Here is a 13,519-nt window from a genome sequence, read left to right as displayed (position 1 = left end):
TTATCATGGCTCTGATCAATAGAGAACCGGATCTGCCTCAACCTTCGTTCCTGCTGCCTGAGTTCCTCCTGGTTCTGCATCAGCTGCAGATACTGTTGCTTTAGTTCATACTGCGTTGCTGCAATCTCTTCATATGCCGCGGATAGTTCATCATTTTTATTCTGGAGTTCATTCTGAATCTTTTTCCGCTCATCAAGCTCTGCCACAAGCTGCCTGGTCTTCTCATCGACCGCCTTCTGAAGGGAACGGTTCCAGACATAAAACCCAAGGATTATGATGGAGAAGAAGGCAATGATCCCCCCTGCTGCAATGAGAATCTCCCGGCTTATCAGGGGCGGGACGAGTGATGCAGGTATCCAGGTTGAGAATATGCGTTTCTTTTCTGCATCAGAGAGTGAATGCAGCCCTTTATTGAGTATTGATACAAGAACAGGTTGATCACTTCGAACCCCAAAAGCAAGATTCTGCAGGGTATTATTTGCAAAAAACCCCTTCCCTGAGATCTGGAGATTGGTAAACCCTGACTTTTCCGTATAATAGGCTGCGGTTGCCAGATCACCAAGGTACGCATCAGCAGAGCCGAACACGACCTTTTCAAGTCCTGATGGGACATCAGGAACAACTACCGGATGGATGTCAGGATAGTACGTGACCAGAAACATATGAGAGGTATATCCATCAACGACTGCAACCGACTTTCCGGAGAGATCGGCCAGAGTCAGATCGGAAGGTGCGGTGTTTTTGGTAATGATCTCTAGTGGAGACGAGTAAAAGGGATCAGTATAAGAGAGATACTGGGAGCGAAGGTCTGAAATAAACACAGCACCGAGGATATCTACTTCCCGATTCCGAATTTTCTCTATACACTGGCTCCAGTTCTCACATGGCACAATCTCAAGAGTAAGTCCGGCACGTTCGGCGATGATTCTGAGGAGATCGGCAGATATTCCCTGATACACACCATCTGACGTGATCATTTCAAACGGGGGATAATAAGGGTCAGGGCAGACCCTGATAATTGGATGAGCAGAGATCCATTCCAGTTCTTCAGGACTCAGAGGAAAGGAGCCTGCATCTGATGAGGGTTCCTCTGCACATGTAAAACAGGCTCCAATCCCACTCAGAAGAACAAAAAGTAGTATGATGAAGAGAGAACCCGGAGATTTTGAGAAAAGAAAAAAACTTTTCATTGTTCGTTAGGAGTTATGTTTTCCCATCGTCCGCAATAAAGGGGCGGTATGGATCAGATGGTGAACTTCCCGATCTCCTTTTGCAGGGAGGCAACAACGCTGTTCACATGTTCAACAACTTTTCTGATCTGATCTACAGCAGCCGAGGTCTCCTGTGATACTGCAGCACTGGATACTGCACTATCTGCGGTCTCTTTGATAAGTGAGGCAACATGCTCAATATTTCTCGTAATTTCAGAGACTGAGGCTGCTTCTTCTTCAGATGATGCAGCAACGTCGCTTACATCGCGGGCGATCTGTTCCAGCATACCGGCAATATCCCCAAATAACGTAAGACTCTGACCAACTGCCTCATACCCCTGTTCAACCTGGGAATGTGCCCTGGTCATGAGATCAGATGCCTGGGAAGACTCCCTTTGGAGGTTTCTGATCATCTCTTCTATCTTCTCTGCAGATGCATGGCTCTCCATGGCAAGATCCTTCACCTCATCAGCAACAACCGCAAATCCTCTCCCGGCATCCCCGGCACGTGCCGCTTCAATTGCCGCATTGAGTGCAAGCAGATTTGTCTCATCAGAAATCCCGGTGATGATTGCAATAACATTATTTATCTGGGTCATCTGCTCCTGGATGGAGAGGATTATCCGGTTCAGGTCTCCGGTTGCGTTTCGTATCCCTTCCATCCCCTCACTTGCTGCAGATGCAAGTTTCTGACCCTGTTTACTGATATCATTCCCTTTCTCAGTGAGTTTTGAGACCGATTCACTCCGTATTGCAACATCCGAAACCGCAACAGAGAGATCTTCCATGGCATGGAGAATATGGCTCGTTGCTTCGCTTCCCTGGTCAGCCCTGACCGAAACCAATTCTGCATGTTCAGCGACGACAGATGAACCACGGGCAACCTCATCTGCCGATGCCTGTGCCTCTTCAGCGCTTGCCATCAGTTCAACCATCCTGTTTTGTATGTTCTGAATGGTCTTTGTCACCTGGATACCAATACTGTTCATCGCGTCCCTGAATGAGATAAAATCACCGCTTGCCTGCACATTGGGATCAAACCGGGCTGAAAAGTCATTATCCGCATAATGCCTGGCAAGACGCATGGCCTCATGCAGGGGAGCGATGACTGCATCAAGCGTTGCATTCACCCCCTTGATAATCTGGGCAAATTCTCCTGAAAATGAATCTGCATCCCCCCTGACCGACAGATCACCTGATGCAGCCTTTCCTGCCAGATGGTTCATGGTTGCCGTAACGCTAGATAATGTCTCTTTCATCCGGATCATCGAATTGCCCAGCACATCCTTCTCGCTGGCCACTTCAATCCTGAATTTCAGATCACCTGCAGCGATACGTTCAGCAGACTCTGCATGGTTCTTCAGGTTCTTCGTAAGGATCCTGAACGCATCAGCAAGCCTTCCTACTTCATCATTTTGCTTTATCGTCACCTGGGTGTTGATATCTCCCAGGGAGAGGTCATGAGCGACAGACGTAATCTCTTCAATAGGCCGGGATATGGACCTGGCAACAAGGAAGAGCAGGAAGAGACCGAATATGGAGAACACCACACCGATAATTATGAGTATGATCGTCTGTTCAGTTGCCTTTCTGGTCACCACATCAGCCGGGGCATAGACAACAACACTCCAGGGGGTTGGGGAATCACCAACAATCACCGGGCTTATCGATCCAATGAATCCATTGTATGAGAAGGTTTTCTTCTCACCTGATGAAACGGCATCAAGGATGATCTCCTGTGGAAGACCAAGCGAAGCAGCAATTTCAGAGAAGGGTCTTCCTGCTATATCCTGATCTCCGGAGGCTCCTGCAATCAGTCCTTCATGACTGAGCACCACCATCTTCCCGGTTCCTGAATACAGGTCGAGATTATCAGCAATCTTTTCAATATCAGTCAGAGCAATATCAATCGCAACGATACCGGCAAACTGATTATTCATCATCGCCGGCAATGATACCGAGGCCATGAGGACCGGCGGATCCTGCATGGTTTCAAGGTAGGGTTCTATGAGCTCACCCTTACCGGTCTTTTTTGGGATATCATAGTATGATCCGGGATCCTTTGTTGTTTCATCATACATTTTCCTGACAAGAGTTCCGTCTGCATCCCGGTACCAGTAGACCCGGAGTCTGCCGGTCTTGTCATATCCTTCCCGGAGTTTATACTGCTCATCAAGCCCGTCAAATATGCCCGGTTCCCAGATGGTATATATACCATTGTAAAGCGGGTGATCCTGTAATATGCCCTCCAATAAGGAGATCACATCAGTCCTGGCAAAATGGGAGTTCTTCTCCCGAATCCCAACAAGACCTGATGCAGTACTTGAGGCGGTAAAATACGGCTCTTCGAGAACCTTCCCGATATATGCTGCCTCACGTTCTGCTATGCTGTTCATCTCATCATGAGCAGCATTCATCGCCTCTGAATTCAGAGCAAACGCTGCATACCCAATAATACATGCTGCTACAAGGAGTAACGCGAATCCACCAAAAAACAGGATTTTTTGTTTGATTGACCGAAAATCAAACCATGAAATGTGCTTCATCGGATGATTCCTATACGTTTTCAGACAGACCTCTATTATCCAAGAATCTATTTATACTTCATGGAATGTCAGACATTTGAGAATCCATTCAATACTGATAATATGGTGATGACAGGAGAACACATTCACGATATTTCGTTAATATTGAGGTTGTTTTATAACAGATAACATATCTGCTGTATGAGCAGCCTATGGTATTATCATCTGATATGCAGACAGATTCCTGGTGATCCACATATGGAGATAGCAATTCATGGATTCTGGACAACAAAGGCAGGAGATGTTGATCCTCAAAAATCACTCACCACCCCGCTCAGTGATTCCCGGTTTTTTTACCAGATCCGACATGATGCCAAACAACGACAGAAAGTCATTACAAAAATTTTCATTGATGAAGAGGAGATCTCACTGGTGCATGAATGGATGAGCAATGATGGAAAGGAAACAAATTTCTTCGACATCCCACTCAAATACAGGAAAAAGGGCGAACACACACTCCGGTTCCAGATCTTTGCGCCGGTTTCTAATGCCGCAGATGCAGGACCAGGAACGAAAATCTATGACAGTGAGATATTCAAACTGACATTTACTGAATAACCGGCTACCCTAGAATATCCGGGAGAGAAAAACTCCAAATATTCTCATACCAATGATATCTTATGAAAAATGTTGACATGAAGGTGGTAGGGAATACCCTTACCATCACTGTTGATATCAGTAAGGATTATGGAGAATCGAAGTCAGGAAAATCTATCACTATCGCTTCAACTGAAGGGAACATATCAATCCCGGATCATGAAGAGATCAAGATCGGACTGAACATCTACCGGAAAAAATAACACTTACTTTTTATTGCATGCACAACTGTTGCATACACAACATTATATGATATCAGTGAACACCTGTACACGTGTCTGATTCACCACTTCCATCATCACTTCCACCAGGACCACTGTTATCCATCATCAACAGAGCACGGGTTATCTTTCTGAATGAACGATTAAAACCGTTTAAATTATCAGCCGGTCAGTACCCGGTTTTTATGTGCCTGCTCAAACATCCTGACATTACCCAGGATACCATGGCCAGGTACTTCCACCTTGATAAAGGCACCATTGCCCGGACGGTGAAAAAAATGGAGGATGCAGAGTACATCTCACGCCGTGTTGACCCTGATAACCGCCGTGCATTCCGCCTTTCACTCACCAGGAAAGGATACCAGATGGCACCGGAGATCATGGCTATTGACCAGGAATGGGAACAGGCAGTCAGTTGTCAGCTCACAAAAGAGGAGAAAGAGCAGTTGCAAAAGTTGCTCAGGCAGGTTGCATCGTCAAGCATACAGACAATCAGGGCACTTGAGGGAGAGAATTGAAGCCGAATACAGATGATCATGAGATAAACCTTCCAGGGGTAAAAAAGGAGGAGACAGTCGGAGTGTCACTTCTCCTGGGTGAACCGGAGAAAGCGATTCGAAAATTATCCGGACCGCTGATCATCGCCATGCTGCTGTATTCAACCTATAACCTCGTCAATGCCATATGGGTTGCAGGGCTTGGATCAGATGCACTGGCGGCTGTCGGATTTATATCCCCGCTCTTTCTGGTACTTATCGGTCTTGGAAATGGTCTCGGGGCAGGAACAACCTCAGCAATCGCACGGAAGATAGGAGCAGGAGACCTTCAGGGAGCGAACAATGCTGCTTTTCATGCAATCATCCTGACGGTCATCATATCGACTCTTGTTACTATACCGCTGGTTATCTGGACCACGGACATTGCACTGTTGTTTGGAGCAGGAAAGACTGCAGGGCTCTGTGGCGAGTACGGAAGAGTAGTATTTGGGAGTACCATCCTGCTTCTCCTCACGAGTGTGGGTTCTTCAATCCTGCGTGCCGAGGGAGATACGAAACGGGCGATGTACCTCATGGCAGTATCAGCCCTCATGAACATGGTCCTCGATCCCCTGCTCATTTACACCGCAGGAATGGGTATTGCAGGAGCTGCCTGGGGGATGGTCATCTCACAGGTATTTGTAGCAATTATCCTCGTATACTGGTTTTTTGGAAAGAAGGACACGTATATATCGGTCTCCAGGAGATCATTTGTATATCAGAGGCAGACCATGTGGGATATCCTCAGCGTTGGAATTCCTGCCAGCCTTGAATTTTTCCTGATGTCACTTCTGGCAATCATCATCAATGGCCTGCTCGTCAGCGTTGCCGGAACAGATGCGGTTGCCGTATATGCTGCAGGATGGCGGGTCGTCATATTTGCAATCATACCCCTCGCTGCAATCGGCACATCTGTCATATCAGTGGCCGGAGCGGCGTTTGGTGGCAGAAGATATGAGAAACTCCCTGTTATTCTCAACTATTCGGTTAAAACCGGGCTCATGGTAGCGATAAGCCTTTCTGTCATCACCTGGCTTTTTGCAAACCAGATAGCAACAATATTCACCTATTCACCGGAGAGTATCCATCTTGCACCATCCATTGCAGCATTCCTTGCAACGATGTGTTTCTTTTACCCCTTCGTCCCACCGGGTATCATGTCAGGGTCCCTCTTTCAGGGAGTCGGGAAAGGAATGACTTCACTTGCCCTGAATGTATTCAGAAACCTTCTCTTTATCGCAGTATTTGCCTACCTGTTCGGGATTGTTCTGGGGTATGGAGAACACGGAATCTGGTGGGGTATTGTTGCCGGTGACATTCTGGGCGGGACACTTGCATTCATCTGGGCAAGAGTATATCTCTCACGGCTTCTCCGCTACCAATGAAAAAAAGTTGGTTATTTCTTCAAAGAAAATTTTTTCATCTCATCATTCATCGAATGAACCGCTGCATTTATCGCATCAATAACGGAGTTGATCTGCGAAACAACCGCTAATGCCTCTTCACTTGTGGCGGATGACTGTGTTGCATCATCAGCAGTCTTCTTCACAAGGACACTCATCTCCTGTGCACTTGCGGTAATCTCTTCAAACGAGGCAGCCTGTGACTCGATTGATCTGGCAACAAAGGCCATTTTTTCAGATATTGTTCCAACCGCGTTTGAAAGATCACGGAATACATCAAGGGTTATTCCAAGAGCCTTGTTCCCCTCTTTCACCGCTTTTTCAGATCTGTCAATCGCCATAACCGCCTGTTCAGATTTTGACTCAAGTGCCTGAATCATGTCTGAAATTGACTCTGCGGATGACCGGGACTCCTGGGCCAGTGCTTTCACCTCAGCAGCGACAACCGCAAATCCTCTTCCTGCTTCTCCGGCCCGTGCTGCTTCTATTGCCGCATTGAGTGCAAGAAGGTTTGTCTGGTTAGCAATATCGGTGATAATACTCACAATCTTTCGTATCTGGCCCATCTGGTCCTGAATCTCTTTTACAATAACATCCACTTCATGGGAAGATTGTGTGATGCTCTCCATCCCATGCTCGGCATCACCCGCAGATTCAATCCCTTTCCGTGCGAGGGTATTTGTCTCATCTGACAGGCGTGAAGCCTCATCGGTTCCTGCAGCAATATCACTTACCATGGTAGTCAGATCAGACATCCCCTGAAGGACCTGATCAATCCCTTCAAGCGCTTTATCTGCATTCATTGATGTCTCTTCTGCATTCTTCGCTATTTCCTGTGCCCCCCGGTTGACATCCTCAACCCCTGCACGGGCATGTGACGCATTCTCTGAAAGTGTTTGAATTTCATCTTTCAGATGATGGATGGCATCAGAAATGGAAGTTCCAATCGTATTGAGGGCCTCTTTAAAACGCTGGAACTCTCCCATGACAGAGATTGAGGGGTCAAACTGAACGTGGAAATTATACCTGGCATACTCATCCGAAACCCGGTATGCTTCTCTGACCGGTATCATTACAGCGGCCAATACCTTATTCATCCCCTCAACAATCCGCCTGAACTCCCCTTTATGGCGGGTCAGATCTGCCCTGGCATCCAGTCTCCCCTCAAGGGCTGCCTGAGAAAGAAGGCTGGCATCATCCATCATGATCCTGATCGAATCTATCGCTTGTTTCAAACTTGCATAGATCTTTTCAAAGAGATCATGTGCATCACGAGTAAACTCATCCGGTTCTGATATTGCATAATCCAGATCAAACGAACCCAGAGACAGCTGATACAGGTTTTTCCCAAGACGGTTCACCTCCAGATTTAAAAATGAGGATAAATGTTCCATCAGTTTAATCTGGCGCTTTTGTGAGGATATATCAAATATGGTCGTCTGAAGATAGGTCTTCCCATCCAATTCAACACGATTGAGCCCGACATCAGCATCATACAGGGTTCCATCCAGTCGTTTATGCACCCATTCAAACCGCTGCATCCTCCCGTTCATAGCCTCTCTGATATATGTCATCGACTTCTGATCAGAGGGACTCCCGTCAGGCTGAACCTCTGGAGAGAAGAAACCAGGAGCCATACCGATAATATCCTCCCTCTTTTCAGCCCCGAAAACCTGAAGAGCAGCCTTGTTGCAATACGAAAATTTCCCGTCCTGAATAAGGAGAATTGCTGCAGTTGCTCCGTCAAGAATATGGTAGAGATCATCCATCTGACGTTTCCGATGCTCAATATCGATGATATTCGTTTGAAGAAATGTCCGGCCCATAATGTCCACTTTCACCAGGCGGACTTCGGCGAAAAACGGAGTGCCATCCATTCTGGCGTGAACCCATTCAAACCGCTGTGGTTTTCCTTTGATAGCATCAGTGATAATAGAAACCGCTTTATCTTGTGATGACTGCCCATCAGGCTGTAATTCAGGAGATAAAATCCCGGGTGGTTTCCCGACGATCTGGTCCGGTCTGGTTGCATGGAACATATCGACTGCTGCCCTGTTACAGTAGACGAACATACCGTTTTCAATAAGGAGAACTGCTACCGGAACTTCATCCAGCATCTTAGGACACAATTGTTCAATAATAGTGCCATCCATCCCTGTCATGGTACATCTATGATGTGATCATGATCTAAAGGCCATATATAAATATCCATAAAACAGATTGGCTCAATGCACCACCATACGTTCTACAACAGAAGAAAGACGCAGAATGATACCGAAAGATGATGTCCCAACGAAAAGCAGTGAGCAACCTCATATACTCTGTAAACCGGTATATGTTTTTTCATCCAGAGTTCCATCAGATCCGGTAATACACCAGGTCATCCATGCCGGCTTTCAGGCTCCCTACCCGTATCCTGAACCAGTACTTCATAATCTCCGCAGATTCTTTGTCTTCAGGACCGGCACTCCTTCCTGTGATATCCTGGAACAGATACTCAAAAAAGCAATCGAAACCACCCGTGACGAACTTATCTCTTTCTTCGGATGGCGTGCGTATACGCCGGAAGGGCCGGGAAATTATATCCAGATGCTCAAAAATTTCGAAACAACGGGTATATCCAGTTTCAGATCAGCACCCATCATCATTATCATCACCGAGGAGCGGAGATTCCCGCCAGTCGAACAGGAATCCCTGGCATTTGCAGTCTCACACCTCTGGTTCTCTGCCACATTCCATCATCTTGGCGTTCACCTGATACCCGGTATCTCATACCTTTCCAGAAGATCCGAATTTTTCTCTCTCATCCACCTGCCAACCGGAAAATATGCTGTCGCCGGCGTTGCTATCGGATATCCTCATGAAGAGTTGCAGGAGAACAATGACAGTCCTGCGGGTGAACCGGACGTTTCTTGGGTCTTCTGATCCCCTTTTGCACCCTGTCATGGGTGGCTTTCCACCAGACAACCACATACCTGACCGTCTGCCTGAAATTGTCCCTTGAGAAATCAAGATCTTTCCAAAAATCTGCACGCATCAAAATTAAGGGGATTACTTGGTGATATTCGCCATTCACAACTCTATATATACCCTCTTATTTCCACTCGACATGCGCTCATCTGCCGGCATGCACCTGCACACAATTGACCATGGTTATGCCTTCTCAGTGACAACCTCTATCATCGAAAACACTGGCACCAGCTATGCAGAGCACATTTGATCCGGAGATCTCAATTGAAAAGTTACTATTCGATATAAATGGAAAGCCCATTCATGTTCTGGTATCATATCGAAAAGGCCAGAACGAGATCCTGTACAGCCCGCTTTCTGACACCCGTATTATCGTACAGGCCCCGTACGGGGTATCCAAAGAGGAACTACGAAAAGGCCTCCAAACCTATCTCACCAGCCAGGGTACAAAACCTTCCGGCGCACAAAAAACGACCCGATCACTCACCGGTGGAACGATCCATATCAGGGGATATGATATCCCCTACTCCGTTGTCCATAATCCCCGGAGAAAAACCCTCTATCTGTCAATATATCCTGATGGGAGAGTCGAGGTTGAAAACCCGGGGAATGCCACAGAAGAGGACATACACCGGTTTCTCACCTCTGAAAAAGAGTGGATATACAGGGAATACTATTGCACCCGCCCGGAGTGCCCCCCTGCCAGGGAAGAGCATACGGTACAAATCAATGAAAAACTCATCCCCTATCGGATCTCCCGCAGCACCCGGAACAAACGGATTACCCTGAAGGTACATGGGAATGGAGCCATCGAGGTCTCTGCCCCGTACAATACACCGACAGATACCATTACTGCCTTTGTGGAGAGCAGGAAGTCATGGATTGCACCAAAAATCGGAGTTCACCCCCCGGAGAACCAACACGGGAGTACTCTTCAGGAAGGGCCTGCAAACACACCGGGAGAAGATGCCGGTCATATCACCTGGGAGGGGCATACCATCCCCTATACCATAAAACGAAACCCCCGTGCGAAACGGACTACAATCAAAGTGAACCAGGACCGAAAAGTCTGTGTTGTATCTCCTCCCCATGTGCCGGTCACTCACATTCATGCATTTATGGTCCAGAATGCAGAATGGGTGTATACCCATACCATCGGAAGCGTCCGGCCCCTTCCCCCGAAACGGACCTATCAGGACGGACAGGTCTTCCCATTTCTTGACGAATCACTTACCATCAGAATCAGGCGGGGATATGAATTGTCCTGTTCGCGACAGGGGGATGAATTACTCATTACCGTTCCGGCAGATTTCACCGATTATCACACTAAAATGGCAGTAAAACAGGTTGTTTCTGCGTTCTTTGCAGAGCAGCTCTCTCTGTTCGCACTCCCCTATTTCACCCGGTATGCTGCCCTGCTCAACGTGCCCATTCCCCGGATAAAAACCAGGGATCAGAAGACAAAGTGGGGTGCATGCACATCAAAGAGTATCATCTTAAACCTCCGGCTCTGCATGGCACCACGAAGAATTATTGAATATGTGGTTCTTCATGAACTGGCCCATAAAATTCACCCTGATCACTCCCCCCGTTTCTGGAATACCGTAGAGAGTATGATGCCCGACTACAAGGAACGACGGGAATATCTGAAAAAACACGGGCATGAATGGATATTATAATACATAGAACCGGAATCACCCCTGATTCTCATGGTTCATGACCGTTCCCCTTACATATGACGTGAACATTCCCAAAATTCCAAGCCCGATAAATATCAGGAAGATTATTGAGGTACTCAGTTCCAGCTGCTGGTAGACATCAGGGGTTATCTTTACCGTTCCGATCACGACCGAAAAGACCATCATCGCGATGGCAAGGCTGATGAGCTGCCCGACCGTCCGCATGGTTGAGACCATTCCAGAGGCCATCCCCAGATCGGTTACCTCAACAGAACTCATTATTGCATTCGTATTCGGTGAAGAGAAGAGTCCGTATCCAAGGCCAAGGATGACAAGACCGGCCAGGATCCAAAGAACAGAACCGGACGGCAGCACAATCAGCAACACTCCAAGTCCGATGGTCGTGGCAGCCATTCCCAGCGTTGCAATGATGGCAGGCTCAACAGAATCCGATGCTTTCCCGGCCAGAGGAGAGACGACCGTCTGGACAAGGGGCTGTGCCAGCAGGATCATACCGGTTGTCGCCGGATCAAAGCCACGGGTATATTGAAGTGACAGGCTCACAAGAAATCCCACGGCAAATACAACCGCATAATTGATCATGGCTGACACGTTGGAGCAGAGAAAGGTCCGGTTCGTTCTGAACGTTGAGAGCCTGATAAGTGGGCGCTCCTGTTTTCTTTCCCACCTTATGAAAAGATATCCTCCAGCCAGCCCGGCCCCAATCCAGAGAATACCAGCCGGGGAAGGAAGAACGGTCAGGCCATACATAATCCCCATGAGCATGCACCCATAGAGCACTGCACCCCCGGAGTCAAACCCGGCTTTATCCGGATCCTTCCATTCATCATGCAGAAACAGAATGGTCAATACAACAACAATCAGAGCAAGGGGAATATTAACAAGGAATATTGACGGCCATCCATATATCTGCGTCAGAAACCCCCCAAGAACCGGTCCAAGTGAGAGGCCTGCATATACCGTTGCGGTAATAATGCCAATTGCCCGCCCCCGTTCACCGGGAGGGAAAACAACGGTTACAATCGCCATGGAAGTAGAGAAGACCATTGCACCACCAAGCCCCTGGATCATCCGTGCGATGATGATCACCGATCCTGACCATGATACCGCTGCAAGAAGTGACCCGATAGCAAAGAGAATAGTACCAATGATGAAAACCCGTTTTCTTCCATACATATCTGCAAGTTTTCCAAACGGGAGCATGAATACTGCAGCAATGAGGAGATATGCTGTAGTGACCCATCCAAGGGTTACCGCATCGAGACCAAATGATGAACCAATTGCTGGCAAAGCGACATTTAATGAAGATACGGTATAGGGAACCAGAAATGATGCCAGTGATGATATAAAGAGAAGGACCGATTTTTCGGTCTGACTATACATGAGGAACAGAGTTAGACAGCATATCTCTTGAACCTGTGCTCCCTGGAGGTTTTCAGGTGTGGGAAATGAGGAGGGGGAAACTTGCAATACATCTGCTTATCACCTCATATAGCAGACACATAGGGTATGGTATTAGGCCACACTTTTGCATGCGACAACCTTGAACAAGCAGAAAGACTTACGAAATTATTACGAAAAAGTGGCATTTCAACGAGAATCGAACCGGTTACCTCTTCGCACTTTTCCATCAGGGTGAAAGGAACGTTTGACAATATCCATTCCTATCTCGTTCACTGCAGGGAAGAATTAACCCAGGACCTGGAGAATGAGATGAGAAATGTCCAGGAGGAGAAACAGGATAACCCGGATGATCTGCATGAAAATGAGGTAATCGAGGATACAAAAGAGGACCTTGAAGCAGTCGAGAGAATTCTCAGCACCCTTGCCCTTGACCGGGATAATGCTCTAAAAACACTTGAAGAGATGAAAGAAGGCGATATTGTATATGATCGCGATGCTGAGCCGGATAACACGGATGAGGTGAAAGTAAATCCAATTATTACTGCAATTATGAGGAATAAAGTGCTCCTCGATAATGATCTCATTTCCATTCGGGATAATAAAATGATCATTCGGAAGATTATCCCCGCAGAGGAGCTTTTCTACACATTCCAACCAACTTCCGGAATTATACCGACCGAGGATGAGCTGGAGTCATTCAATATTGCCCTTGTTCAGCTGATGAATGCAGATGTGGAATATTATGTGCATACCGGTCCGGAATTAATCTTCAAAATTGATGTGACTGAACTTCATGACGAACTTGAAAACAGTGATATATCACATGAGAGTATTGCAATCGCTCTACAGGCCATTTATGTGAAACAGGAGATTGTTGAACATATCGTCCAGA

Annotated in this window: 11 protein-coding genes; 7 read left to right on the top strand and 4 right to left on the bottom strand. The window is 47.1% G+C overall.

What is annotated here, in order from left to right:
* Both LDL35_RS02415 and LDL35_RS02410 read right to left on the bottom strand, forming a co-directional pair.
* A partial coding sequence (locus LDL35_RS02415; protein ID WP_304019142.1) for a transporter substrate-binding domain-containing protein occupies positions 1–1,190 on the bottom strand: 1,190 nt, incomplete at its 3' end.
* A gap of 53 nt (positions 1,191–1,243) precedes the next feature.
* Positions 1,244–3,757 (bottom strand): methyl-accepting chemotaxis protein, encoded by a 2,514-nt coding sequence (locus LDL35_RS02410; protein WP_304019140.1) that lies wholly within the window; start codon positions 3,755–3,757, stop codon positions 1,244–1,246.
* A gap of 180 nt (positions 3,758–3,937) precedes the next feature.
* Between LDL35_RS02410 and LDL35_RS02405 the strand changes: the two genes are divergently transcribed.
* The 4 genes from LDL35_RS02405 to LDL35_RS02390 all read left to right on the top strand — a co-directional run bounded on the left by LDL35_RS02405 (position 3,938) and on the right by LDL35_RS02390 (position 6,535).
* Positions 3,938–4,354: a hypothetical protein gene (locus LDL35_RS02405; protein WP_304019138.1), complete on the top strand. Its 417-nt coding sequence runs from the start codon at positions 3,938–3,940 to the stop codon at positions 4,352–4,354.
* Between the two features lie 62 nt (positions 4,355–4,416).
* Positions 4,417–4,596 (top strand): hypothetical protein, encoded by a 180-nt coding sequence (locus LDL35_RS02400; protein WP_304019136.1) that lies wholly within the window; start codon positions 4,417–4,419, stop codon positions 4,594–4,596.
* Positions 4,597–4,667: 71 nt separating this feature from the next.
* A complete protein-coding gene (locus LDL35_RS02395; protein ID WP_304019134.1) occupies positions 4,668–5,132 on the top strand; it encodes a MarR family transcriptional regulator in 465 nt (154 codons plus the stop codon).
* Positions 5,129–6,535: an MATE family efflux transporter gene (locus tag LDL35_RS02390; RefSeq protein WP_304019132.1), complete on the top strand. Its 1,407-nt coding sequence runs from the start codon at positions 5,129–5,131 to the stop codon at positions 6,533–6,535. The genes LDL35_RS02395 and LDL35_RS02390 overlap by 4 nt, the downstream gene beginning before the upstream one ends.
* An 11-nt stretch (positions 6,536–6,546) precedes the next feature.
* Here LDL35_RS02390 and LDL35_RS02385 read toward each other — a convergent pair whose 3' ends face one another.
* The gene (locus tag LDL35_RS02385; RefSeq protein ID WP_304019130.1) at positions 6,547–8,715 is read right to left on the bottom strand and encodes a methyl-accepting chemotaxis protein; all 2,169 of its coding nucleotides are present in this window, start codon (positions 8,713–8,715) and stop codon (positions 6,547–6,549) included.
* Between the two features lie 106 nt (positions 8,716–8,821).
* Between LDL35_RS02385 and LDL35_RS02380 the strand changes: the two genes are divergently transcribed.
* Together LDL35_RS02380 and LDL35_RS02375 are read left to right on the top strand one after the other, a co-directional pair.
* Positions 8,822–9,478 carry a nitroreductase family protein gene (locus LDL35_RS02380; protein WP_304019128.1) on the top strand — a complete coding sequence of 219 codons (657 nt, stop codon included), beginning with the start codon at positions 8,822–8,824 and terminating at the stop codon, positions 9,476–9,478.
* A 278-nt stretch (positions 9,479–9,756) separates the two neighbouring features.
* A complete protein-coding gene (locus tag LDL35_RS02375) occupies positions 9,757–11,202 on the top strand; it encodes a SprT family zinc-dependent metalloprotease (RefSeq protein WP_304019126.1) in 1,446 nt (481 codons plus the stop codon).
* A gap of 15 nt (positions 11,203–11,217) precedes the next feature.
* Here LDL35_RS02375 and LDL35_RS02370 read toward each other — a convergent pair whose 3' ends face one another.
* Positions 11,218–12,606 carry an MFS transporter gene (locus LDL35_RS02370; protein ID WP_304019125.1) on the bottom strand — a complete coding sequence of 463 codons (1,389 nt, stop codon included), beginning with the start codon at positions 12,604–12,606 and terminating at the stop codon, positions 11,218–11,220.
* A 126-nt stretch (positions 12,607–12,732) separates the two neighbouring features.
* Between LDL35_RS02370 and LDL35_RS02365 the strand changes: the two genes are divergently transcribed.
* A partial coding sequence (locus LDL35_RS02365; RefSeq protein ID WP_304019123.1) for a hypothetical protein occupies positions 12,733–13,519 on the top strand: 787 nt, incomplete at its 3' end.

Origin of the sequence: Methanospirillum hungatei, assembly GCF_020216685.1 — an archaeon.
Lineage (GTDB): Archaea > Halobacteriota > Methanomicrobia > Methanomicrobiales > Methanospirillaceae > Methanospirillum > Methanospirillum hungatei_B.
The sequence above is the reverse complement of the archived record's forward strand: the minus strand, read 5'-3'. Positions and strand labels throughout refer to the sequence as shown.

What these genes read in the sequence shown, in the direction of transcription:
- LDL35_RS02375 (WP_304019126.1), top strand. Translation starts at nt 9,757, where the DNA reads ATGCAGAGCACATTTGATCCGGAGATCTCAATTGAAAAGTTACTATTC.
- LDL35_RS02405 (WP_304019138.1), top strand. Translation starts at nt 3,938, where the DNA reads ATGAGCAGCCTATGGTATTATCATCTGATATGCAGACAGATTCCTGGT.
- LDL35_RS02380 (WP_304019128.1), top strand. Translation starts at nt 8,822, where the DNA reads ATGATACCGAAAGATGATGTCCCAACGAAAAGCAGTGAGCAACCTCAT.
- LDL35_RS02370 (WP_304019125.1), bottom strand. Translation starts at nt 12,606, where the DNA reads ATGTATAGTCAGACCGAAAAATCGGTCCTTCTCTTTATATCATCACTG.
- LDL35_RS02385 (WP_304019130.1), bottom strand. Translation starts at nt 8,715, where the DNA reads ATGACAGGGATGGATGGCACTATTATTGAACAATTGTGTCCTAAGATG.
- LDL35_RS02400 (WP_304019136.1), top strand. Translation starts at nt 4,417, where the DNA reads ATGAAAAATGTTGACATGAAGGTGGTAGGGAATACCCTTACCATCACT.
- LDL35_RS02410 (WP_304019140.1), bottom strand. Translation starts at nt 3,757, where the DNA reads ATGAAGCACATTTCATGGTTTGATTTTCGGTCAATCAAACAAAAAATC.